Consider the following 24,197-nt stretch of genomic DNA (forward strand, 5'->3'; position numbering starts at 1 on the left):
ATATCACTTGAGAAGGTTTTGCACGTCTTGCGTCATGGCTTCAAGGGCCGGCTGAGGCTGGGCCGATTTATCGAATACGGTTTGTAGACGGTCATTGATGACATCGGTGATTTTCAGGCCGTTCTCTCCGGGGAAAGCATACCAGCCGGTGAGCCAGGGCATCTGCTTGACCGCAGTGTATTGGTTGGGGTTGGCATCGTAGTACCCTTTAAGTTTGGCCGGATCGTCAATAGGCAATGTGTTGGCAGGGAAGTAGCCGGTTCCTTTGGTCATGATGGTGGCGCCTTCGGGCCCTGTGGCAAATTTAATGTATTCCCAGGCTGCCTTCTGGCGTTCCGGGTCCTTGGTGAACATCATTGCCACGTTGCCGCCGGCCGGGACCTTTCCTTGCTCGCCATAGATTGGGAAATAACCTGTCACCATCTTGAACTTGTCACCAATTTGTTCAGCGATGCTCGACAACCGCGAGGTAGATGATGACAGGACAGCCAATTTGCCTGTTACGAACAGTTGGGTCGCATCTTTGTATCGCAGATTCTGCATGGTGTCGTTTTCGACCATGCGGCCCATCTGTGCAATGGATTCCTGGCCAATTTTATCGTTGAACGCCACCTTGGTTTCATCGGCGTTCAGCATCGTGCCGCCTTTGGAGAAAACCATAGCCTGCCAAAGCCAGTTGCCGGTAATTTCCCAGTCGTAATGCAGCCCATTGGTGCCGGGGTTGGCATTGCGCGACTTGTCGGCGATGGCGATGATCTCGTCCCAGGTCTTGGGCAGCGCATCTGCTGTGACGCCAGCTTTGCCCAGCAAATCCATGTTGTAGTACACAATGGGGGTAGAGAGCGAAAACCCGATGCCGACCTGTTTGCCATTAACCTGGCCCAGCGAGAGCAGGGCGGGGCTGTAGCCGCTTTTGACCCAGTCTTTTTCGGCATTGATAAACGGAGTGAGTTCCACCGCGATATTGCGATCGACAAAAACACGCTGGCGATTTAAGCCCTGGTATGACACGTCGGCCAGCTGTTTGGTAACGGCGTGACGCAATGCCTGTTGTGTGGCCTCTTCGTACTCCGGTGTAGGAGCACGGAATTTGACCGAATAGTCAGGAAATTTTTCGGTAAAGCGTTTGGCAATTTCAGCGTGTACCTGATTGAACACATCAGGATACGGGTAGTCGACAATAAGTTCAATTTTGGCGGCATAGGCCGCATTGCTTGTCAGGGACAGGCACGCCAGCGCGCGCAACAGATTTTTAGTTTGCATCATGAATTCCTTTGTTTAACCTTTGACACCCGAGAGGGTGACACCTTCGATAAAGCGCTTCTGCGCGGACAGAAAAAACAGCAGTAGTGGCAGCGTGATGATGACGGTGCCCGCCATCAGCGGCCCGAAATCGGTTCCCGCTTCCTCGTTCTTGAAGAACATTGTCCCCAGCGGCGGCGTGGCCAGATCAGCGGTATTGATGACCAGCAACGGCCAGAAATAATCGTTCCAGTGCCAGACCACCGAAAATATCGAGAGCGCGATCAACGCCGGCATGGCTGCCGGCATCATGATGCGCCAGACCAGTTCGAACTCGCTCATCCCGTCAAGACGAGCGGCGTGAATGAGGTCATTGGGCACTCCCATTAAGAACTGGCGCATCAGAAAAATACCGAACCCGGATGCGATAAACGGGATGATCAGTGCGGCCGTGGTATCCAGCAGGCCTGCGTGATAGAGCAGAATGTAGAGTGGGATGGCAGTCGCCTGGAAGGGAATCATCAGCGACATCAATATCAATCCCCAGGCAAGGCGTTTACCTCGGAACTGCAGCTTGGCAAAGCAATAGGCGGCTGGCAGCGCAACGATGATTTGCAAAATCAGGATGCCGGCACAGACCACGATGCCATTGAATAAATAGCGAAGCAGGGGAACCTGGGTCAGCGCTTTCGAATAGTTTTCGATCGCAGCCCAATGCTGTGGCAACAGATGAAAACCTTCACGGAAAATTTCATCAGCCGGTTTCAGGGAAGTGGACAGCATCCATATAAAGGGCAGCAGGAAGATCGCCGCCCCCGTCATCAGCACAACGTGTCGGAATATTTGCCAGGAAAGCGAAGCGTGCATGGGATTTTTCATTGGTAATGTGTCCGTTTTTCCATGCCAATCTGCTGGATCAAGGTGAGTACGAAAATGCAGGCGACGAACACCAGCACGATGGCGGCGGCGTAACCCATGCGGAAAAATGCGAAACCTTCGGAGTAAATCGTATGCAGGAGGACTTCTGTGGACTTGTTCGGCCCGCCCTGAGTGAGCGCATGTACGGTATCGAAAACCTGCAGTGACCGAATGCAGCAGACGGTGACCACGAACAGCATGGTTGGCCCCAGCATGGGCAGGGTCAGTCGCAGCAGCCTGTCCAGTGGATGGCGCATGCCGTCAAGCAGGCTGGCGTGGCGCAGTTCCATCGGAATATTTTTCAGGCCGGCAAGGAACATGACCATGGCCAGTCCCGACATTTGCCAGATCCCGATGGCAGCCAGCGACGGCAGGGCCAAATCATAATCGTTCAGCCAGTTCTGGGGACCGATGCCAAACCATGACAGCACGTTGTTCAGAAAACCCACAGTGGGATGCATGAGAAATTGCCATACCACAGCCATGGCAATCAGCGTGGAGGCGACCGGCATGAAAAAGGCAGTACGGTAAAACCCGCGCAAGGATTCGTGGGATTCGATGAGCAAGGCAACACCCAGGCCGACCGCAATGGAGCACACTGACACGATGACCAGGTAATAGACTGTGTTGGCAAAGCTTTTACGGAAGGTCGGGTCATTCCAGAGATCGACGTAGTTGCCTAGCCCGACCCAGTTCCAGGTACCGGCGCCGAATTGCCAGTCCGTCAAAGACATGAGCGCCACAATGAGCAGCGGCACGATTAACAGCAATACAGTCAGAACCAGGCAGGGACCGAGTAACAGCGAAAGTTGCAGTGGCTTGATGCGCATACAGATCTCCTAGGCTGCCAATGACAGGCATTGCCTGTCAGCGCGCAAACTGTGTCCCTGCGTATCGAATACGTGCCATGCCTCGTGTGGTACATGCACTTGCAATACTTCACCGATCTTCAAGTGTGGCGCTGTATCCAGCACGACGACGACAGCTTCACCAGCCGGTGTTTGCATGGTCACCATGCATTCGGGCCCCGTGAATTCGACCAGGGTGATCCTGCCTCTGACGCTCAGCGTATCGTCCGAGGCGGTGAGCAATGCCTGCTGCGGACGAAATGCCAGTTGTGATGCGTGCTTTGGAAAGAAATCGTGCAGCGGTTGATCCTGCAGGCAGGCATGGCCTGCCGCATTCTGCCTAACCCCCAGGAAGTTGACCCGAGGCGCGCCAACAAAGGAGGCCACATCGGTATGGCTGGGGCTGTGATAAATTTCCTGGGGCGTGCCCAGTTGCAGGATGTGACCGCCCTTCATCACGGCGATGCGATCAGACATGGACATGGCTTCGTGCTGGTCATGCGTGACATAGACGAAGGTGACGCCCAGCTCATCGTGCAGTTGCCGAATTTCGCCGCGCAATGATTGGCGCAGGCTGGCGTCCAGATTCGACAGCGGTTCATCGAACAGGAACAGGGAGGGGCGTCGCACCATTGCACGCGCCAGCGCGACACGCTGGCGCTGGCCGCCGGAAAGCTGCACGGGCTTGCGATCCCACAGGTGGGCAATGCCCAGGATTTCGGCAATTTTTTGTCCCTGCTTTTGCGCGTCTTGGGTTTTGCGGCGCGTTGCCGGGCTGATCCAGCGTGCCCCCGGCAGCCGTTGTGCAAAGTGCAGCGTGCGCATATAAAGTGGGGTGCAGATATTGTCGCCTACCGTCATATGAGGATAGAGCGCATAGGATTGGAACACCATGGCGCAGTCTCTTTCACCGGGCGATTGTGTCAGTAAATTTGCATCCCCTTTTTTGATCGTTCCGGTATCGGGCATTTCCAGCCCTGCCAGCAGTTTGAGCAGGGTTGATTTTCCACAACCGGAAGCGCCAAGCAGGGTTAGAAATTCGCCATTACGTATGGTGAGCGATAGCTTGTCAAGAACGGTGGTGGTGCCGTAAGACTTGCTGATGTGATCAAGGACAATATCAGTCATGATTCAGTTCCGGTAGAAGGGTGAACCGTTCGGCCAGCCATTGACTGAGCTCACCTGCTTTTCGGTAGCTCAGCACGGCAGGGCTCAGTTCACCCGGGTGAGTGTGATAGCCGCCAAGATGGGCTGCAAAGTCGACGCCAGCCTGTGCAGCGCAACGCGCGTCAATCCAGGAGTCGCCTACGAATAAGGCATCCCGCAGCGGACATTGGAGATGCGATAAGGTAGCCAGGATGGCAGTTGGGTCCGGTTTGGGCGGCAGGCCATCATCCAGGCAATGAATATGTGAGAAAAGTGACCGCCATTCGGCCTGGTTCAGCAGGGCCAGTGTGGAAGCGCGATCGCGATTGGTGCACAGCGCCAGCGTCAAACCTGCCAATTGGAGTTGGGGGAGCATATGACCAACGCCCGGGTAAGGCACGGCGGTAGATAGGGTATGGCCAAAATAGGCGCTTTCCATGTCGCGCAGGGTTGCTTGCGCCGCCCCGGCGTCCAGTGCCATTTGTTCAGTGGCCCGGGCAAACATCGCGCCGATGCCTTGGCTTAATGCCAGACGCAGTGCTGCGGGTTCGATGGTTGTTACCCCGGGCGTAACTGTGCGTACGGCCTGCAGCAGGCTGGGCCAGGTGTCCAGAAGTGTGCCATCCAGATCAAAGATGATCGTTTTGTAAGGAGTATGTGGTGTCATGGCGCCACTTTAACGATCAAATATGACATAGACATGAACAAAAATGATCAATTGCGATCTTTTTTTCTATAGGCTAGAATCACGATTGTTCATGTTATGGTAGTGGCTCAGCCAAAATGGATCATATATGCTCAAAGTAGAACGTCAACAGCGCATTTTGGCGCTTATGCAGGAAACCAACGCCGTGACGGTGCGGGATCTGGCGCGCGAATTCTCAACGTCGCCAATTACCATCCGGCGAGATTTGCTTGAGTTGGGTGAAAAAGGGTTGCTGGAACGCACTCACGGTGGCGCAGTGGCCTCACAAGAGGTGCTTGCGGAAGGCAATGCCCGCTACGAGATGTACAACTACGCGGAAAGGCATCGCCAGCAATCGGCTGAAAAGACCGCTATTGCCGAATGCGCCATGCAATACATTTCTGACGGCGACAGCATTCTCATCAATGCGGGGACGACCGCCCATGCGCTGGCTCAGGCGCTGAGCGGTCATCAGGATCTGCATGTGATTACCAATGGCCTGACGGTTGCCGCGGCAGCCGGGCAAAGTCATCTTGCCCATGTCTATGTGTTGGCCGGGCGCCTGGATCCACGCAAGCAGGCCACTATAGAGCGCGCCGACAATGATGTGTTATCCGGCATTCAGATTCGCGAAGCTTTTTTGGGTGTACACGCAGTATCGGCTGCAGGTATTTTTATGCGCGATAGTGAAGATGCTTCCATGAATCGCGCTTTTGTTGCGGCAGCCAGTTGCACCACGGTTATGGCAGACCATACCAAGCTAAACGCCTTCGCGAGCTTTCGTATCTGTTCATGGTCGCAAGTAGAGCGCCTGATCACCGATGCTGCTGCCGATCAGGCCGTGTTGCAGGCGATTCGTGATCAGGGTGTGGAAGTAGTCGTCAGCGGTTAATCGTTGTTGGCAAAAAAGCTCAATTGCTGCATAAACGCGCTTTTGCCTGGGCGCTTCTTTAAATACTCAATACATAATATAATTTGTATATTAAAAATACAATATATAATTTGTTTTCTGAAAATACAATTTAAATGCTGTATTTTATATTTACAGCTTATAATTTGTAAAATCTCAGGAGATAGACATGCGTGACTATACTGTTCAAACATCGGCACAACTGCCCATGCTGCTGCAGGCATTCCGTAAGGAGGCCGGGCTCACGCAACGTGAAGCCGCCCTTCGGCTGGGCGTGACGCAGCAGACGTTGTCCGCACTGGAGCGTCACGCCGACACCGTGAGCGCAGACCGATTGTTGCGATTGCTCAGCATTCTGGGCGTGGATCTTGTGCTGCGCAAAAGTGGTGAGCCCAACACCGCAGGCGGCGCAGCCCCCTCAGTCTGGTAACGCCATGGGCAGACGCTCTCATGCCCGCACACTTGGGCTATGGATGAATGCAGACTATGTGGGGACTTGGCATACACGGCCAGGCGACGGCGAGGTTCTGCAATATGCCGACAGCTGGGTTGCCTCGACGCGCGGACGGGCGCTTTCCCTGTCTCTTCCTTTTGCACCTGGCAATCCGCCGCATCGTGGCGAGGCCGTGCGGACTTACTTCGAAAATCTGTTACCTGACAGCAAAGAAATTCGTCAACGGGTGGCGCGTCGGTACCAGACGGGTTCCACCGATGCGTTCGATTTGCTGATGCAGGTGGGCCGCGATTGCGTGGGTGCCCTGCAACTGCTTCCCGAAGGCATGCAGCCCGAGGCAATAAACGCTGTCCTGGCCACGCCATTGAGCGAGGCCGAGGTCGCCCGCTTGTTGCGTGATACGCTCAATCCCGGCCCCCTTGCTGGCGCAGCCGGTTCCGATGCGCAAGACCTGCGCATCTCCATCGCCGGCGCCCAGGAAAAGACGGCCCTGTTGTACTTCCAGGGCCGTTGGTGGCGGCCACAAGGCGCCACGCCCACGACCCACATTTTCAAGTTGCCAATGGGCCTGGTCGGGAATATGAAGCTGGATCTGAGCGAGTCCGTCGAAAACGAATGGCTTTGTGCCGAGATCCTGCGCGCCTACGGGTTGCCGGTAGCCGAATGCGAACCGCTGCAGTTCGAAGACATGAAGGTATTGTCCGTGACGCGATTCGATCGTGCCTGGATTGCCCAGGATGAGCAAAAGCCGTGGCTGGTCCGGTTGCCACAGGAAGATTTTTGCCAGATCACGGCAACCCCGCCCCATTTGAAATACGAGGCCGATGGCGGACCTGGCGTGGATCGCATCATGAGGCTGCTTGACACCTCACTTTATTCCGAACGTGATAAGCGCACTTTTTTCCAGTCGCAAATACTCTTCTGGATGTTGTGGGCGCCCGATGGTCATGCGAAAAATTTCAGCGTTTTTCTTCGGCCTGGTGGCGGCTATGAGCTCACGCCACTATATGACATTCTTTCCGTTCTGCCTTTTCTGGGAGAAGGCAAGGGCAAGCTCTCGCCCTTCAGGGTGAAAATGGCGATGGCCGTGCGCTCAAAAAACGCACATTACCTGATGCGCACAATTGAGCGACGGCACTGGTTAAATGTGGGCGAGCGATATGGCGTGGTAACGCCTGACGGGCGCGGCGCACAAGCGGTTGTAGATGATCTTGTGGCGCGAACGTCCACGGTTGTGCGTGCCGTGCGGGCCAGGCTACCCAAGTCATTTTCCGAGTCGCTGGCCGACAGTATTTTACAGGGCTTGCAGGCTTCGGCTGACAGGCTGGCTGGGTGATGCTGCGGAGCAGATTTGGTTGTTTGTTTGCCAGCGCCTGTTTAAGCTGAAGGACACATCAGCAAGCCGGTGTGTGCAAATTCATTATTTGCAATCACCCATCGCGCTCCTCTATTTGCGATGCGTCGATTTCTGCCTTTTCGCGGGTGCAGGCAGACGGTTGCATCAACAGCCACTGTAATGCTGCCTTTCCCCGAGGCATGTTGGCTGGTGTCCGCCAGCGAGAGATTGGTATTGCGCTTCAGACAGCACAACGGCAGCCGATTTTTTGCGTTTAATGATATGTACCGGAGCATGGCGCAGCCCGTCCTCAATGGCGGCCATACCACGTTGCTTGATTTCGCCGATGGTTCCGGTGCTTTGCACACAGCCTCTTTAATAGTACTGTTTGTGAAAATATGGTACTCGCTTCGGTATTGAAATAGAAGATTCCTTCGCTGTAGTAGATGTTGAAATGACAGTCATTCAATTAAAAGGTCAATAACATAGCTTATTGACATAAAAACAGGAAGCAGTTAGGATGGGCGGGCATCGCATTGATAAATAAATATGCAATGTGTTATGAGCGCCCAGCAGTTGCTTCGATCAATTCGGGCGCTGGATGCGCAGGGAAATTGCAAAAAAGGGCATAGTCATGAGATTGCCAGGCCGTTTTTTATAGGCAGGATTCGATAGTTCGCGGGTACCGCTGCGCTTGCGAACGCGCATTTGTGCTCGGTTCTCATAACAGTAACTAGTGATGGGCATGACAAGTGACATGCGTGATAAGCGATGAGCATGATGCTTTGAAACCTCATTTTAAAAAAACGGCGGCAGCTTTTTTTTTAGAACGAAAGCACCGCTATATCGGGCGCGAGATGCAATACGTTTTCGCTGCCTCAAAAGATTGTTAGCTACACGTTTTACCAGATTAATTTCGCTTGAATAATTGTCACACATAATAATGGGAGAGTAGAGATGAGAATAAAAATTCGGGCGGCGGCACTTGCTGTTGGCGCCATTGCAATGATCGGCATGGGACCAGCACGCGCAGAAGAGGCTGTCGTCAAATCGGTGAAAAACGGCGCCGCGACGATTAGCTATCACGCACAAGGAAAAGGCCCGCTTGTTGTGTTGATTGCATCGACAGGGCGGGGAACCGAAGAGTTTGGCCAGTTGGCCGAGCGCCTGGCGCAACGGGGTTACCGCGTACTGCGACCGGAGCCGCGCGGTATTGGCGGCAGTCACGGTCCCATGCAAGGAGTTTCCTTTCACGATTTTGCCAAGGACTTTGCTGCGGTCATCAAAAACGAGGGCGACAAAGCCATTGTCGCGGGCCATGCCTATGGCAACTGGATTGCTCGCACGATTGCGTCGGATTACCCTGAACTGGCGCGCGGCGTTGTTCTTGTCGCGGCGGGCGCCAGTTCCTGGCCGAAGGAGCTGAGCGACGCCATTACGATGATCAATGATCCGGCATCCTCGCGCGAGCAACGTCTTGAAGGCTTAAAGCTGGCTTTTTTTGCACAAGGCAGCAACCCGGAACCCTGGCTTGAGGGCTGGAATCAAGCGGTGACCAAAAGCCAGCGTGCAGCCCGCAAACTGACCAACCGGGATGACTGGTGGGCCGGTGGTACTGTGCCCATGCTCGATCTGCAAGGCGGCGTCGATCCTTTTCGCCCGTCCGCCTCGCGTGAAGAATTGAAGAAGGAGTTCGGCGATCGGGTAACGGTCAAAGTGATTGACAATGCAAGCCATGCGCTGCCGGCTGAAAAACCGGTTGAGACGGCGGATGCCATCGCAGACTGGGGTGATACATTAAAAGATTAGTCTGCGCCGCAAGGTCCTTGAAAAGACCGGCCGAATGAGCAGGCCGATGTCGCCGCATTGCTGATGAGGCGATGAGTCTGCGTCATCGCAGGGCCAGCCTAAATCGTGGCATGTAAAGGTTCGCTGAATGCGGTATGTGAACGGTATGGTCGCCTTTAACAATGTTGGCATGGGTGCATGAGCGCCTGGCCTATCGTTATGCTGGCGGTATTTCGGTGACTACTGCTTTGCCCAGCCCCGGGGGAGCGGTTACGTTCGGCCGGTCGTTGCGCGCTTCCATTTTCTGCAGTTGGCGCAATGACCGGGTGACAGCAGCAACCGTGACCGCAAGGCGCCAGTACTTGCGGCGCCAGGCGCGTAGCGGCAACCACAGGTGTGGCACGATCACACCTGGCGCCCATTGGGGACGCCAGCGCAACATATTACGGGGCCGGTGGGAAATCGTGACGGTTGGCACACCCAGGGCCGAGGCCAGATGGCCAATGCCTGAATCGTTACCGATCAGATAGCCGGATTCGTGGATATAATCGCCCAGCGCCTGCAACGATTCAAAATGATTCACAGTGAAGGGTTGTCCCTGTGCGGCAGCCTGCCATGCCGCTGCCTCGCGTTCTTCAACCACAAAGGCGACGTCATGGCCATCACGACACAAGCGTTGGGCCAATTGTATAAATTTGGAATCTGACCAATAGCGTTCGGCTGAGCCGGCGGTCGGATGAATCACAATGCGTCTGCGGTTTTGCCGCCAGCGCTCCGGATGCTGGGTGACCAGGCCGCAGGCGGCGGACCAGTCTTCGATGCCATAGACGGCTTTCGCAAAATGGCGTAATTCGTCCAGAAAAAGTCTGGGCTGTGCTGGCTGCTGGCGCAACCACATGGTCAATGACCTGAGCGGGCGCGGGCAATTGTGCGGATCAAGCGCGATGGGCTGATCAACATCCATCTGGAACAGGCTGTCAAATTGAGCCAATGCTGACACGCCCTCAGAAGGAACAGGCCGGACGTCAAGGCCCGGCAACCACGAGGAAAGTGCATGTGCCTGCTGTCCGAACACGGTGACCCGATGGCCGCTACGCACCAGGTTGTGGGCAAGTGGTAGCAGCAACAGGGAATCGCCAAGTTTATTGGAAACCAGGAAAGCGATATGTTCGGAATGGGTCATGAAAAATGTGCAGCAGAATACGAATGATCCGTATCATATTGTTACGTCAGGAAAAAGGCAATACCGGCGCGTGTTGGGCAAAAAATAGTTGATGCGGAATGCAGATGGCGGGAGGGGCGATGCACTTGGTGCTGCCGGAGCGTCGGTATCTCGGTGCGTGGTTTATAGTTAGTCAAGGTTTTGTTGGCGTCAGGGCATTGGCGCCTCGCAGCGTGCGCAATCAGGCGCTTGCAGCAACCCAGATCGGTTCTGCATGAATAAGGTGTAAAAAGAACTGCGGCCTGTTGCTTTGCTTGACGCGAACGGATGTGGCTGCAAATAAAAAAGCCGAAAAGAATAATCTTTCGGCTCTTCTGTATGCCTGTGAAAATTTCATGACACTAAATCAATTGCATTTGTAATAGGGCTATTTCACCTGTTGTTTGTTCAGTTTGCGGGCAAGTGTACGGCGATGCATGCCCAGGCGGCGTGCGGTTTCCGAAATGTTGAATCCCGTTTCTGCCAAGGTTTCGTGGATGCGCTCCCATTCCAGGGTCTTGATGGATGACTGGCGCGCACTGAGTTTGACGTTGGTCACGCCGCCTGAACGGCCAAAGGCGGCTTCAATGTCATCGGTATTGGCTGGTTTTGCAAGATAATGACAAGCGCCCAGCTTGATGGCTTCAACGGCGGTGGCGATGCTGGCGAACCCGGTCAGTACGACGATCAGCATGTCCGGATTATGAGCATGCAGATTCTTCACGCAGGCAAGTCCCGAACTTTCCCCTTTTAGCTTGAGATCAACAACCGCAAATGCGGGTGTGCGGTGCTGCAAAATGGCAAGCATGGAATCCTGGCTGTTGGCGGCAACGACGTGATACCCGCGACGTTCCAGCGAACGGGTTAATGTGCGTGCGAACGCCGCATCGTCTTCCACGATCAGCAGCTCACCTTTAGTGGCATCTTCGCTCAATGTGCGTCTCCGTTTTCCAGTTTGATGGCCGATAGGGGCAGTGACAGTGTAACTGATGCGCCGCCAGACAGCAGATTCTGCGCGGTAATGCTGCCCCCCAGGGTGCGGGCAACATTGACCGAGAGAAACAGACCCAGCCCGCCACCCGGTTTGCCTTTGTTGGAGTTATAAGGCTGTCCCAAATGAGTCAGCATTTCAGCAGCGAATCCGGAACCGGCATCCATGACGGTAAGGATCAGGATATCGTCTTGACGTGTGACTTGCACGCGCAGCCAGTCAGGCGAGGCTTCCAGGGCGTTGTCCAGGACATTGCCTATCATCTGTTGTAATGCAGAGTCTGAAACGATGCGCACGTCCGGGCCAAAATGGTTTTCATAAAGCATTTGTTTGGGCTGGCGCAGCGTGCGCCATTGCTCCAGCACTTGATCAAGAAACTGATGCACGGTTGTTTCTGTTGGAGAGTCACCGCGTGTTTTACCGGCAGAGACCAGAATGCCGGTAACGATTGCCTTGCAGCGCATGACCTGGGTCTGCATTTCATCGACTTCCTGCAGCAATTCCGGATTTTTGGTAAAGGGTGACATATGCCGCCAGTCGCCCAGAATGACGGCCATCGTAGACAGCGGCGTGCCCAGTTCGTGCGCCGCGCCGGATGCCAGCAGCCCCATGCGGACAATATGTTCCTCTTCTGCAGCAGCCTGGCGCATGGCAGCCAGGTGGGTATCGCGCATTCGCAGGTTCCGGCTGATCCGTGTCATGAACACCATGATCAAGGCGGCATTGAGCGCGAAGCATACCAGCATGCCCAGTACGTAAAGGCTATTGAGGCCCTGTTCGTGGGCAGGTTGCAGGATCAGCGTTTGCTTGGAAAGAGCAAGCCAGGCGAAGCAGGCACTGGTAATGCCTACCATTATCCACGTGCTGCGGGGCGTCAGCAGAATCGCTGCCAGGGTGAGCTGCAGCAAGTACAGAAAAATGAATGGGTTGCTCGCGCCGCCGCTAAAGTGCAACTGAGCGGTCAGTATGCCTACATCGGCCAGCAACGCGACGAAAAGCTGTGTGTTGCTGACTGGATTGCCGGCACGAAGGAACAGCATGCTACCCACGTTGAACAGCACCAGTAGCAATACCAGGGCCAGCATGTCATGCAGCGGCAGTGCAAGACCCAGGACAAACTGTGCTACCAGGATTGTCATTACCTGACCCAGCACGGCAATCCAGCGCAATTGGATCAATTGCAGCATATTCTTGCGGCCCGTGGCATTGCCATCATCGAGCCTGTCCGGATCAGTTGCCTGCAGGAATGTGGTCCGACTCAGGGAGGGGGGGGTGCGAAAAGGGTCCAATTCAGATGCCTTGGCGTCGTCGCCTGGTTCATGGTGGAAAACTGCGCGTCATTTTCCCGGCTTGCGCATGCGATATTCCTCACGCAAAACATAGCACACGGCGAGGATGACCATTATGGCCAGACCAAACCAGGTGATGGCATACATTAAATGGTTATTGCTAAATGATACTACTGTCAGACCTGCCACAGGCAGATGTTCGTCGGCAATATGCATCTGACCCGAGGCGCTCGCAGCGGTAGCCTGTACTGGTTCATTGCTACGGGATGACGCGGCCGATGCAAGGCCCGGAAAAGGGGAGGCACCAGGCCCATCGGCATCGACGAAATAGGGCGCTAACGGATTGAGCCCACGGCTTTGCCCAATTTGCTGCACGTCCCTGGAAAACCAGCGATTTTCTTGCGGACGGTTGTCTCGCAGAAAACCGCCATGGGGTTCGGTCAAGCGTATCAGGCCCGTCAGCGTGACCTCACCTGCCGGCTCGTGCCTGTGGCGCCAGGGGCCATTGCTTTGTGCCTGCGGAACGAAGCCCCGGTTGACAAGAACAATGCTCTGGTCATCAAGACGCAGGGGAGTCATGACCCAATAACCTGTGCCAAGAACGGTTGATGCTTGCACCAGCGCAGATTGGTCATGCAGATAGGTGCCGCGAAGCCTGATGCGGCGATATTCATCGCGGGATGCCGAAATGCTATCCCAGTCGCTGCGATCAAGAGGTGCAACGGCGGGGGCATGAATGCGCTGCGCCACCCGTTCCATGAGATCCAGTTTCCAGGCACGCCGTTCCACTTGCCAGATACCAAGCGCACAAAAGCCGGCGAAAGCCATGATGGCAATCAGTAACCAGACCAGGCGCACCCAGGCCCGTTTCGGACGATGGGAATCAGGTCGGACAAGTGAGGGGTGAGAAGGGGAGGTAACGATGGTCTCCTGCTGGGCTCCCAGGCATTACCGAACTATAGTGATCGGCATGCCTGGGCGCGATCCATGAGAGGCATGGATCAGAGCATGTCTTTCATGTCGTGAATCATGTTGGGCATCATGTTGGTGTTCAGATGGTACATGACCCACAGGGAGCCAGCTAACGCGATGACGACGATGATGATCGTGAAGATCATGGCCAGCATGCTCCAGCCACCTTCTGCGCGCGTGTTCATGTGCAAGAAGTAAACTACATGCACACACATCTGTATGGCGCCCAGTACCAGGATGATCAGGGCCGTTACGCCGGATTTTTCGAACACATTGCCCATGACGAGCCAGAAGGCAAGAACGGTCAGGATGACAGACAGGATGAAGCCGGTCATATAACCGCGAAATGTGATTTCGCCGTGTCCGTCACTATCGTGGTGATCGTCGTGTGCGTTTGCGTGGTGATGCGAAGTATCGGAAGGTGTGGTCATGGCAGGACCCCCATCAGGTAGACAAAGGTGAATACGGCGATCCAGATGACATCCAGGAAATGCCAGAACATGGACAGACACATCAGGCGTCGCCGGTTCTCTGGAATCAGGCCGTGCTTTTTCAATTGAAACAGGAGCGTGACCAGCCAGATGATCCCAAAGGTAACGTGCAGGCCATGCGTGCCAACCAAAGTAAAGAAGGATGACAGGAATGCGCTACGCTGGGGGGCGGCATTCATATGAATCAGATGAGCAAATTCGTACAGTTCCAGTCCCAGGAAAGTGAGCCCGAAAAGGCCGGTAATACCCAGCCAGATCATGGCCGGACGCAGGCGATTGCGCTGGGCTTCCAGCATGCAGAAGCCGTAGGTAATCGAAGACAGCAATAGCATGGCTGTATTGATGGCGACCAGTTGCAGATCAAACAGATCTGCCCCGGATGGGCCTGCCGCATAATTGCGGCCCACTACGCCATGTACGGCGAACAGGCAGGCAAAGATCAGGCAGTCACTCATCAGGTAGATCCAGAATCCCAGTGCGGTTCCGTTCTGTGGATGGTGCTCTTGCTTCAGGTAGAAATTAAGCGGCGCAGCGGCCGCTACCTGACGGGGGGTGATGGCGGTGGTATCAGACATGGTTTGCTAGCAGACGAGTGCGTTCGGCTTCGGTACGGGCAACATCTTCTGCACGAATGTAATAATCGCGCTTGTAGTTGAACGTATGGTAAATGGTGCCGCCAATGATGGCGACAAATGTCAGGGCGCTGACAAGCCACATGTGCCAGACCAGCGCGAATCCAAGCAATGTGCATAGACCGGCGATGATAATGCCTGCACCGGTATTGGCGGGCATGTGGATTGGCAGGAAACCGCTTTGTGGACGCTGGGCATTGTGTTGTTTCATGTGGGCCCAGGCATCACCGTCATGCACTTGCGGTGTGAACGCGAAGTTGTAAGACGGCGGAGGTGATGAGGTAGACCACTCCAGTGTGCGTCCATTCCAGGGATCGCCGGTAATATCGCGCAAAGAATCACGCTTGCGATAGCTCACGACCAGTTGGATCAGGAAGCTGGCAATACCCAACGCAATGACAAAAGCGCCGGCTGCAGCGATCTGGAACCAGATCTGCAAGGATTGATCCTCGAAGTGATTCAGGCGGCGGGTAACGCCCATGAAGCCCAGCACATACAACGGCATGAAAGCCATGTAGAAGCCAACCAGCCAGCACCAGAACGAGCACTTGCCCCAGAAAGGATCCAGCTTGTAACCGAACGCCTTGGGGAACCAGTATGTGATCGCCGCAAACAGGCCGAATAACACGCCCCCAATAATGACATTGTGAAAGTGTGCAATCAGGAAAAGGCTATTGTGCAGGACAAAGTCGGCCGACGGGATGGCCAGCATCACGCCTGTCATACCACCGATGACGAACGTCACCATGAAGCCAAGTGTCCACATCATGGGAACATCGAAGCGGATGCGGCCGCGATACATGGTGAAGAGCCAGTTAAAGAGCTTGGCGCCGGTAGGGATCGAAATGATCATGGTGGCAATGCCGAAGAAGGAATTGACACTGGCGCCTGAGCCCATGGTAAAGAAGTGGTGCAACCAGACCAGGTAAGACAGAATCGTGATCACGACCGTGGCATACACCATGGATGCGTAGCCGAACAGGCGTTTGCCGCTATAAGTGGAAACGATCTCGGAGAAGACGCCGAATAATGGAAGAATCAGGATATAGACTTCAGGGTGACCCCAGATCCAGATCAGATTCACATACATCATTGGGTTGCCGCCCAAATCGTTGGTAAAGAAATTGGTGCCCACGTAGCGATCCAATGTGAGCAGGGCCAGAACGGCAGTCAGCACGGGAAATGACGCCACGATCAGCGTGTTGGTACACAGCGAAGTCCAGGTAAATACCGGCATTTTCATCATGCCCATGCCGGGAGCCCGCATCTTGATGATCGTCACGATCAGGTTGATACCCGACAGGGTCGTACCGATCCCCGCAACCTGCAAGGCCCATATGTAGTAATCCATGCCGACACTGGGGCTGTGTTCTATGCCGGACAGCGGGGGGTAGGCCAGCCATCCGGTAGTGGAGAATTCACCAATGAACAGCGAAATCATCACGAGCACGGCGCCACCGGTGGTCATCCAGAAACTGAAGTTGTTCAGGAACGGAAATGCGACATCCCGTGCGCCGATCTGTAGCGGGACGATGTAGTTCATCAGGCCTGTCACCAGGGGCATGGCCACGAAGAAGATCATGATCACGCCATGTGCTGTGAATATCTGGTCGTAATGATGGGGCGGCAGGTAACCAGTGGAATCGCCAAAGGCAATGGCCTGCTGGATCCGCATCATGATGGCATCGGAAAAACCGCGCAGCAGCATGATCAGGCCGAGGATCATGTACATGATGCCGATTTTCTTGTGATCGATGCTGGTAAACCATTCGAGCCAAAGGTAGCGCCACAGCTTGAAATGGCTGATTGCGGCAATCAGTGCGACACCGCCAAGCAACACGGCGGCGAAGGTGGCGATCAGGATAGGTTCGTGGAAGGGTATAGCGTCCCAACCGAGGCGACCTAGAATAAGAGAATGCAGATCCATGGGCTCAAATTATCGAAAATAGAGTGACGGCCAATAGTGCTGGCCGGGATAATGCTTATGGGAGGGCACCGCCTCAGGGCGACGCGTTCATCAGTTTAAGCGAGGAAAAGGCGGGGTCTGTGGTCGTGCAAAAGCCACTCACATAAGTTCGGGACCTGACGTTCTCCAGGCCCAGGTTGATCCGGGTTGTTTTATCCAGTTCCGCCATGTTGTATATGCCAGGCACGCCCAATCCGCCCTGCGCATCAATGGCCATTATGTCGCGCATGCACATGCGGTTTGGCTCGACGCAGCGATTCAGGATGGCGTCATACAGTCCGGGAGCCACGCTGGCATAATGCCGTACCGGTTCGCGCTCGCTCGGTACTTCCAATTGCAGGTAACCCACGCGGCTGAGCTCAGCCTGGCTTTGCTTGACTGTTTTTACCCATGCGTCAAAGTCTTCCGTATTCAGTCCATGGAATTTGAACCGCATGCCCGAAAAACCGGCACCACTGTAATTGGCGGAAAAGCCCTCGTAGACACCTTCCTTGTTGATGATCGCATGCAATTGCGTCTCCATGCCGGCCATGGTGTAGATCTGGCCTGCCAGCGCTGGAATGAAGAAGGAGTTCATCACGCTGGATGATGTCAGCCTGAACGCAATAGGGCGGTCGACAGGAGCCGCCAGCTCATTGACGGTGGCGATGCCGTATTCCGGGTAGAAAAATAGCCATTTCCAGTCCAGGGCGACGACCTCCACCCTTAAAGGCTGGACGTTCGCAGGAAGCGCGCGCTGTGCGTCAATACGCTCCAGTGGGCGGTAGGGGTCCAGCTTGTGCGTGCTGACCCAGGTCACGGCGCCCAGCGCAATGATGATTAGCAGGGGGACCAGCCAGATGACGAGCTCAATGAGCGTTGAATGATTCCATTCTGGCGCATACGTCGCCTTGGTGTTGGAAGCACGGTAGCGCCAGGCAAAGAACAATGTCAGGAAAATGACGGGCACGATCACAATCAGCATGAGTGCAACTGAAATATAGATCAGGTTGCGCTGCTGCAGTGCGATATCGCCGGAAGGTGAGAGCAGGACAGCGTTGCACCCCGTAAGAATGGGTGCAAGTGCCAATAGGGCCAGAAATCGGAAGGTCTTGGATTGAAGCATGCCAAAGTTACCAGCATAGAGCCGTGGAAAAATATAGCATATACTTAAACCGTTCCCATTAGGAATTGGACGTTTTGTCCTATGGTGTAAATGCGCGGCAGATGCGATCCTTCGCTTTTAGACTATATTACCTTGAATTGGACCTATGATGTCAAGCGTTAACCAGACAAGCACTGAGCCCTCCTCGCGTACGATGGAAAATGATGCCAGAGAGCAAATGACCGGCCATGGCCCGGTTGCTGCTGGCGAAATAGCGATTGGTGTTGTCATTGGCCGCGCATCCGAGTATTTCGACTTCTTTGTCTACGGTCTGGCATCGGTCCTGGTCTTTCCGGCACTGTTCTTTCCGTTTGTCGACACCCTGACCGGTACACTCTATTCGTTCACCATTTTTGCCTTTGCCTTTATTACCCGTCCCTTCGGTACCGCTCTGTTCATGAACATCCAGCGGCGATGGGGCAGGGGAACCAAGCTGACCCTGGCGCTATTTCTGCTCGGTACTGCGACGGCCGGCATTGCATTTTTGCCGACCTATGAATCGCAGGGAGCGTTGTCTATTGGTCTGTTGATCCTGTTTCGCAGCCTGCAGGGTGTCGCGTTTGGCGGTTCATGGGATGGCTTACCGTCGTTGCTCGCCCTGAATGCGCCCAAGCAGCGCAGGGGTTGGTATGCCATGCTCGGTCAACTGGGCGCACCAGTCGGTTTTTTGGTGGCCAGTTCCCTGTTTCTGTTTCTGCATTCAACTTTGTCAGCCGAAGATTTTCTCGGCTGGGGCTGGCGCTATCCGTTTTTCGTGGCCTTCGCCATCAATGTCGTGGCCTTGTTTGCGCGCTTACGGCTTGTCCTGACGGAACAATACACGCAGTTGCTGGAAGAAGGGGAACTGGAACCCATTGGTACCTGGGAGATGCTTGTTGGGCAAGGATACAATCTGTTCATAGGCGCGTTCGCCGCACTGGCAAGCTATGCCTTGTTTCATATTGTGACAATTTTTCCACTATCCTGGATCACCTTAACGGCCACTCAGTCCGTCAATGAAGTGCTATTCATTCAGGTTATCGGCGCTGCCGTGGCCATGGCAGCGACCATTGCGTCCGGCGTGATTGCTGATCGCATCGGACGCCGTACGACACTGACTGCGCTGGCCATTCTTATTGCGATTTTCGGGTTTTTTGCGCCCTTGTTGTTAAATGGCGACGCGATGGGGCAGGACGCGTTTATTTTGATTGGTTTTGCCTTGCTTGGTTTGTCCTATGGTCAGTCCTCAGGAACGGTTACTGCCAATTTTTCGTCGCGTTTCCGTTATACGGGTGCGGCGTTAACGTCAGATCTGGCATGGTTGCTGGGTGCGGCGTTCGCTCCGCTGGTGGCGCTAGGCTTGTCGATACATTTCGGCCTGGTTGCTGTCAGCCTCTACCTGCTGTCCGGTGCTGCATGTACGGTGTTGGCATTGTGGATCAATCGTAAGCTTAAGCCGTTGACCGTGCGCAAGCGCGGATGAGAGCCGTGTTTGTAATGGTGGCGCTGCGAGTTTCCCTTACAACAGACCGCAGCTAAATCGAATTACGGAGTCTCTTTGAATTGGAGATTCAGTTTGAGAAAAACCGGGTTACACAAGCCCAGTCCCAGCTACAATTCGGATCTGGCGCCGTCCGTATTTCTTTGCCCTTAAAAATGCTGGCTGTAGGTGGATGCCGGTAGACTTCGCTAGATGCAAGAAAGGTCGAAACAATACGTTTCGGCCTTTTTTTAATTTTCGATGAAGGTTAGTGGAAGTAAGCAGATTGCCCATAGACATACAAAAGGCCGCACCCAAGTTGGTTTTTTTTAATTGTGGAGCGGGAAACAAGGCGCGTATGAGGCCTGTATGGTGTGAATATTGAACGCGTGTGGTTTCCTGGCTGGTAAATCCCAGTATTAATTGTGGTCTGGATTCAGGTGGTCGTTGCCATAGTGCGGGTGTCTGTAGTGGTAGGGCCTAAACGTTCAGTCTAGATTGATTATTTGATGCTCATGGGCTACATTTTTAGCGTAAATATTCATTTCTGATGCCCAAGGGATACAATGACAACACTAGCTGACGTTGCGGATGTGCTGCGCAGTGTGCGCCGGGAAGCGGGCTTGAGCCAAGAGGCCTTGGCCCAACGCGCTGGCGTCTCCAGAACGACCGTAGCCCGCATGGAGACGCTCGCCAAGGGCGATATGAGTGTTTCCGTATTGCTACGATTGCTGGAAGCCGCAGGCTATGATCTTAAGCCGGTTAAGCGGGGCCACAGCCGGACCATTGAGGATATCCTGGCCGAGCAGCGGCGAGGGGATGGGTCATTAAACTCGATATGCATGTCTGTGGAAGACCGGTAGCCAAGCCTGATCTCTGCCGACATTCCTACTTCCGTCTTTGTCCGATCGGCAGCTGCGTTGGTAGTAAATCATGTGGGCTATCTTCGATTAGCTCAGGCAAAACGAAAAAAAGCCCAAACCGAAGTCTGGGCTTTTTTTATAAATTCTGGAGCGGGAAACGAGGCTCGAACTCGCGACCTCAACCTTGGCAAGGTTGCGCTCTACCAACTGAGCTATTCCCGCAATTCAGCTGAAAATCACTTTGCATTTAGTCGAATAATGTTTACTTATTCGGTAACTGCATTTGCAATCTCGATCAGCTAAGCCATAAATTATATACAAGCTATTTGAGATTTGCAACATGTTTTCCTGCTGCGTTCTTCGAAATTTCAATTCTGTGTTTTTTATGCATCACCGGGGTGATTCCGTCGCCATAACGGAACAGTCGCTGCTGCCACATGAATCTCTTTGCGAAGAGGCGAAACTATAGCAGTAAATTAATTATAATGTCAAATTAATTTCACACTAGCGGGTGCTTTTTGATGCGGGACGAAACAACGCAGGATCTTACGGGTCTCAATACATTGGGACTGGTCTCGCATGCCGCCCATTATTTTCGGCTCGAAAGCGAACAGCAGTTGCCCATGGTCACGCAATGGCGGCAGATGGCAGGCGGCCTGATCTACGTGTTGGGCGGCGGCAGCAACCTCATACTGCGTGAGCGCCTGTCCCGTCCTGTGGTGCATAATCTGCTCAAGGGAATCCGGCTGATCGAAGAAAGTGCCGAAGCCTATATTGTGGAAGCGGCGGGTGGTGAAGTGTGGCACGACTTTGTTGCAACGTGCATTCGCAATGGCTGGTATGGGCTGGAGAATCTTGCACTCATTCCCGGTACGGTGGGCGCTTGCCCGGTACAGAATATCGGCGCCTATGGCGTCGAGGTCATGGATCGGATCGACAGCGTACACACTTGGGATCTGGCGCAAGGCCAGTCCCGTTTGTTCAGCGCGCAGGACTGTGCGTTTTCTTATCGCGACAGTCTGTTCAAGAAGCCGGCAGGACAGGGCTATCTGATCACGGCGGTACGCTTTCGTTTGCCCAAACAGTGGGCTCCAGTCATCTCGTATCCTGATCTCAAAAACGACCCTGAGCTTGCGCAGAACGCCACACCACAAAAGATTTTTGACGCGGTTTGCAGAGTTCGGCAGGCCAAGTTGCCTGATCCGGCCAAAATCGGCAACGCCGGTTCTTTTTTCAAGAACCCGATCGTGTCTGCAGCGAAGCAATCGCAATTGAAAACAGACTATCCTGCGCTCGTGTCCTATCCACAAGCTGATGGCAGCTTTAAGCTGGCGGCCGGCTGGATGATTGAGCAATGCGGCTGGAAGGGGCGCTCGCTCGGGTCTGTCGGCATGCATGATCGCCAGGCGCTGGTGCTTGTCAATCATGGTGGAGCAACGGCAACAGATGTATTGGCACTGGCCGATGCGGTAATAGCGTCGACGCAGCAGAAATTTGACGTGACGCTGGAGCGCGAGCCGGTGTTGTTCGATTGATTCATCAGAGCGCCCGTTATTACAACTGTCGTTATCACGACTGTCATTGTTGCTGCTGACATTATCATCATGTCTGTGGCGATTCTTTCAAATGCAAAAACGGCTGCCTGATGGCAGCCGCTCCTTTCGCTTCAATCGATGGATCAGAGGGCGCTAAGCCCTCACTGGGTGTTATCCGCCAATCACATCCTGCATGGAAAACAGACCGGATGGCTTGTCCTGTAAAAACAGCGCGGCCCGCACACTGCCCTGGGCATAGGTGCTGCGGTTGGAAGACTTGTGCGTAATTTCGATACGCTCTCCGGTGCCAAGAAACATCACGGTATGATCGCCAATGATATCGCCGCCGCGCACCACGGAAAAGCCGATCTGGCCGTCCTTGCGCGCGCCCGTGTGGCCGTGCCGGCTCCAGTCTGCAATGTCTTCCAGCTTTTTGCCCCAGGCATTGGCGACGGTTTCGCCCATGATCAGCGCCGTGCCGGACGGTGCGTCTACTTTGTGCTTATGATGTGCCTCGTATACTTCCACGTCATAACCACTGTTGAGCATTTTTGCAGCCTGCTCAAGTAGGCGCAGCGTCGCGTTGACGCCAATACTCATATTCGGGGCAAACACGATGGCAATGTGCTCGGCGGCTGATGCGATCGCTGCCTGGCCTGTGGCATCAAAACCCGTTGTGCCGATGACCATTTTGACCTTGTGCTGTACGCAAGCCTGGATATGCGCCAGGGTGCCTTCGGGGCGGGTGAAGTCAATCAGGCAGTCGCAGTCTTTGAGCGCTGCCAGATCGCTGCCCAGTTGCACGCCGGTATTTTTGCCCAGGAAGGCGCCGGCATCTTCCCCAAGATGGCTGCTGCTGGCATGATCCAGTGCGACAGCAAGCGTGAGTTCGGGACGCGCCAGGACGGCTTCGATAAGCATGCGGCCCATACGGCCGCTGGCTCCGGAAATGGCTATGCGCATGTTAGGTTATTTCCTGAAGAAAGCTGCAGCCCGATGCGGGCGTGCAAATGAATAGGGAGTCAAATCGGGAATGCAGCCCGTGGCAATGCATCATCCTGCCCGAACCACAGGTCCGGGTGCAGGATGTGGGCCGGTTTACTGGGTGCGGGTTGCGCCGGGAGCCGGTTCGATATTGATGGGTTCATTCGATGGCGCAGCAGGGGCGGAACCTGCGGCCCCCTGGGTACTGCCATCGTCCATCGGGTAGGTCGTAACTGCGTTGCTGTCAGTGCCTGCCGGCGCCGCCTGCAGGGCCTGTGGATCAGTCACTTCGTTTTCCGGTGCTTTGTCGCCGGGCCGATACAGGCGCGCTTCTTGCTTAAAGGGCTGGAAGGAGGGCTGTTCATCGCCTTCCCAGCGGTCTACCCGGCCGTTGACAAACCAGACAGAGAATTTGCGTTGTACAGGATCTCCATAGCCCGGTTTGAAGTAATAAGGGTAATCCCAGCGATCAGGATGGAACATGTCTTTGAGTGTCGGCGAGCCCAGTGCGTAGCGCACCTGGTCCTCTGTCATGCCTTTTTGAAGGAGAGCGACATCTTCGGCGGTGATCCAGTTACCTTGTTGAACAGAAGGCCTGTATGGGAAACCCCATTCTCCTGAGGCGCAACCACCCAGCACTGCAAGTGCTGTAAGGGAGGCGACCAGACCATACCGGATACGGGGGAAAAGGCGAGTTTGGTTCATGACTTGGCGACGTTCCTGTATTTGGACTCGTAAAAGCGTTATGATAATAGTTCTGGGCAATCAATAGGATTGTTTAGCCAGGTAATCTCAAAAATTAGTCGGAAGCGTGTTTTCCGCAATATCTTATCCACCTCCCAATCAGCGAGCGAGCCTTGAACGAATTACACGATCCCAGTGAACTCAAAAGCATGGGTCTTAAAGCCACTTTCCCACGGCTCAAGATCCTGGACATCTTCCGCAAGGCAGAAATGCGGCACTTAAGTGCCGAAGATGTCTATCGTCTGCTTATTTCCGAAAACGTTGATATCGGTCTTGCCACGGTCTACCGGGTGCTCACGCAGTTTGAGCAGGCCGGAATTCTGTCCAGAAGCCAGTTTGATAATGGCAAGGCAGTCTATGAACTGGATGATGGCGCACACCATGACCACCTGGTATGTTCCGTCTGCGGAAAAGTTGTTGAGTTTTCCGATCCGGAAATTGAACGACGCCAGTCAAAAGTTGCAAAAGACAATAACTTTTTGCTGGAAAGCCACGCCATGGTTCTTTATGGCATTTGTGGTGACTGCGAATCCAAGCACCGTCGTTAGACCGGTAACATGGGGCCTGTGGTAGCAGGCCCTTCGATTCGACCCACCATA

General features: G+C 54.4%; 23 protein-coding genes and 1 tRNA gene. 8 read left to right on the forward strand and 16 right to left on the reverse strand.

The features are described 5' to 3' along the window. Positions 1-3: 3 nt before the first annotated feature. Genes EV681_RS16850 through EV681_RS16870 form a run of 5 tightly spaced genes read right to left on the reverse strand, consistent with a single transcriptional unit; the run spans position 4 to position 4,821 of the window. Positions 4-1,263: an ABC transporter substrate-binding protein gene (locus EV681_RS16850; protein WP_130304859.1), complete on the reverse strand. Its 1,260-nt coding sequence runs from the start codon at positions 1,261-1,263 to the stop codon at positions 4-6. A gap of 15 nt (positions 1,264-1,278) precedes the next feature. Further along, positions 1,279-2,121 carry a carbohydrate ABC transporter permease gene (locus EV681_RS16855; protein ID WP_130304699.1) on the reverse strand — a complete coding sequence of 281 codons (843 nt, stop codon included), beginning with the start codon at positions 2,119-2,121 and terminating at the stop codon, positions 1,279-1,281. Then, entirely contained in the window at positions 2,118-2,990 is an 873-nt protein-coding gene (locus tag EV681_RS16860; protein ID WP_128394967.1) for a carbohydrate ABC transporter permease, read from the reverse strand. Before EV681_RS16860 ends, EV681_RS16855 begins: the two co-directional genes overlap by 4 nt. A 9-nt stretch (positions 2,991-2,999) precedes the next feature. Then, the gene (locus tag EV681_RS16865; RefSeq protein ID WP_130304700.1) at positions 3,000-4,136 is read right to left on the reverse strand and encodes an ABC transporter ATP-binding protein; all 1,137 of its coding nucleotides are present in this window, start codon (positions 4,134-4,136) and stop codon (positions 3,000-3,002) included. Next, positions 4,129-4,821: an HAD family hydrolase gene (locus tag EV681_RS16870; protein ID WP_130304701.1), complete on the reverse strand. Its 693-nt coding sequence runs from the start codon at positions 4,819-4,821 to the stop codon at positions 4,129-4,131. The genes EV681_RS16865 and EV681_RS16870 overlap by 8 nt, the downstream gene beginning before the upstream one ends. A gap of 127 nt (positions 4,822-4,948) precedes the next feature. Between EV681_RS16870 and EV681_RS16875 the strand changes: the two genes are divergently transcribed. The 4 genes from EV681_RS16875 to EV681_RS16890 all read left to right on the forward strand — a co-directional run bounded on the left by EV681_RS16875 (position 4,949) and on the right by EV681_RS16890 (position 9,348). Further along, positions 4,949-5,731 carry a DeoR/GlpR family DNA-binding transcription regulator gene (locus EV681_RS16875; RefSeq protein WP_128394964.1) on the forward strand — a complete coding sequence of 261 codons (783 nt, stop codon included), beginning with the start codon at positions 4,949-4,951 and terminating at the stop codon, positions 5,729-5,731. 187 nt (positions 5,732-5,918) lie between these two features. Continuing rightward, complete coding sequence (locus tag EV681_RS16880) at positions 5,919-6,179, forward strand: helix-turn-helix domain-containing protein (protein WP_128394963.1); 261 nt, start codon at positions 5,919-5,921, stop codon at positions 6,177-6,179. Between the two features lie 4 nt (positions 6,180-6,183). Next, the gene (locus EV681_RS16885; RefSeq protein ID WP_130304702.1) at positions 6,184-7,539 is read left to right on the forward strand and encodes a type II toxin-antitoxin system HipA family toxin; all 1,356 of its coding nucleotides are present in this window, start codon (positions 6,184-6,186) and stop codon (positions 7,537-7,539) included. Positions 7,540-8,496: 957 nt separating this feature from the next. Next, positions 8,497-9,348, forward strand: a complete 852-nt coding sequence (locus tag EV681_RS16890; protein ID WP_130304703.1) for an alpha/beta fold hydrolase — start codon at positions 8,497-8,499, stop codon at positions 9,346-9,348. Positions 9,349-9,544: 196 nt separating this feature from the next. Here EV681_RS16890 and EV681_RS16895 read toward each other — a convergent pair whose 3' ends face one another. The 8 genes from EV681_RS16895 to cyoA all read right to left on the reverse strand — a co-directional run bounded on the left by EV681_RS16895 (position 9,545) and on the right by cyoA (position 17,974). Beyond that, on the reverse strand, positions 9,545-10,510 hold the full coding sequence (locus tag EV681_RS16895) for a glycosyltransferase family 9 protein (RefSeq protein ID WP_130304704.1): 966 nt from the start codon (positions 10,508-10,510) through the stop codon (positions 9,545-9,547). A gap of 406 nt (positions 10,511-10,916) precedes the next feature. Beyond that, the gene (locus EV681_RS16900) at positions 10,917-11,462 is read right to left on the reverse strand and encodes a response regulator transcription factor (protein ID WP_130304705.1); all 546 of its coding nucleotides are present in this window, start codon (positions 11,460-11,462) and stop codon (positions 10,917-10,919) included. Further along, on the reverse strand, positions 11,459-12,808 hold the full coding sequence (locus tag EV681_RS16905) for an ATP-binding protein (RefSeq protein WP_130304706.1): 1,350 nt from the start codon (positions 12,806-12,808) through the stop codon (positions 11,459-11,461). Before EV681_RS16905 ends, EV681_RS16900 begins: the two co-directional genes overlap by 4 nt. A gap of 48 nt (positions 12,809-12,856) precedes the next feature. Next, the gene (locus EV681_RS16910) at positions 12,857-13,636 is read right to left on the reverse strand and encodes an SURF1 family protein (RefSeq protein ID WP_128394957.1); all 780 of its coding nucleotides are present in this window, start codon (positions 13,634-13,636) and stop codon (positions 12,857-12,859) included. Between the two features lie 173 nt (positions 13,637-13,809). Next, a complete protein-coding gene (gene cyoD / locus EV681_RS16915; protein WP_128394956.1) occupies positions 13,810-14,211 on the reverse strand; it encodes a cytochrome o ubiquinol oxidase subunit IV in 402 nt (133 codons plus the stop codon). Then, positions 14,208-14,846 (reverse strand): cytochrome o ubiquinol oxidase subunit III, encoded by a 639-nt coding sequence (cyoC, locus tag EV681_RS16920; protein WP_128394955.1) that lies wholly within the window; start codon positions 14,844-14,846, stop codon positions 14,208-14,210. Before cyoC ends, cyoD begins: the two co-directional genes overlap by 4 nt. Then, a complete protein-coding gene (cyoB, locus tag EV681_RS16925) occupies positions 14,839-16,830 on the reverse strand; it encodes a cytochrome o ubiquinol oxidase subunit I (protein WP_128394954.1) in 1,992 nt (663 codons plus the stop codon). Before cyoB ends, cyoC begins: the two co-directional genes overlap by 8 nt. 73 nt (positions 16,831-16,903) lie before the next feature. Continuing rightward, entirely contained in the window at positions 16,904-17,974 is a 1,071-nt protein-coding gene (gene cyoA, locus EV681_RS16930) for a ubiquinol oxidase subunit II (RefSeq protein ID WP_128394953.1), read from the reverse strand. Between the two features lie 193 nt (positions 17,975-18,167). Here cyoA and EV681_RS16935 point away from each other — a divergent pair, with 193 nt between their 5' ends. Then, the gene (locus tag EV681_RS16935) at positions 18,168-19,475 is read left to right on the forward strand and encodes an MFS transporter (RefSeq protein WP_128395122.1); all 1,308 of its coding nucleotides are present in this window, start codon (positions 18,168-18,170) and stop codon (positions 19,473-19,475) included. A 563-nt stretch (positions 19,476-20,038) separates the two neighbouring features. After that, positions 20,039-20,335: a helix-turn-helix transcriptional regulator gene (locus tag EV681_RS16940; protein ID WP_128394952.1), complete on the forward strand. Its 297-nt coding sequence runs from the start codon at positions 20,039-20,041 to the stop codon at positions 20,333-20,335. A 146-nt stretch (positions 20,336-20,481) separates the two neighbouring features. Here the strand turns inward: EV681_RS16940 and EV681_RS16945 are convergent. Further along, a tRNA-Gly gene (locus EV681_RS16945) sits at positions 20,482-20,557 on the reverse strand. A 299-nt stretch (positions 20,558-20,856) separates the two neighbouring features. Here EV681_RS16945 and murB point away from each other — a divergent pair. After that, positions 20,857-21,870, forward strand: coding sequence for a UDP-N-acetylmuramate dehydrogenase (gene murB, locus EV681_RS16950; protein WP_130304707.1), 1,014 nt, complete (start codon positions 20,857-20,859; stop codon positions 21,868-21,870). 171 nt (positions 21,871-22,041) lie between these two features. On the opposite strand, the gene dapB is transcribed toward murB, so the two are convergent. Together dapB and EV681_RS16960 are read right to left on the reverse strand one after the other, a co-directional pair. Then, positions 22,042-22,833, reverse strand: coding sequence for a 4-hydroxy-tetrahydrodipicolinate reductase (gene dapB / locus EV681_RS16955; RefSeq protein ID WP_130304708.1), 792 nt, complete (start codon positions 22,831-22,833; stop codon positions 22,042-22,044). Between the two features lie 135 nt (positions 22,834-22,968). Further along, on the reverse strand, positions 22,969-23,559 hold the full coding sequence (locus EV681_RS16960; RefSeq protein ID WP_128394949.1) for an outer membrane protein assembly factor BamE: 591 nt from the start codon (positions 23,557-23,559) through the stop codon (positions 22,969-22,971). Positions 23,560-23,711: 152 nt separating this feature from the next. On the opposite strand from EV681_RS16960, the gene fur reads away from it, so the two are divergent. Then, positions 23,712-24,146 carry a ferric iron uptake transcriptional regulator gene (gene fur, locus EV681_RS16965; RefSeq protein ID WP_278044088.1) on the forward strand — a complete coding sequence of 145 codons (435 nt, stop codon included), beginning with the start codon at positions 23,712-23,714 and terminating at the stop codon, positions 24,144-24,146. The last annotated feature ends 51 nt before the right edge of the window (positions 24,147-24,197 follow it).

The organism is Advenella incenata (assembly GCF_004217095.1).
In the GTDB taxonomy this organism is placed as follows: Bacteria; Pseudomonadota; Gammaproteobacteria; order Burkholderiales; family Burkholderiaceae_B; genus Advenella; species Advenella incenata.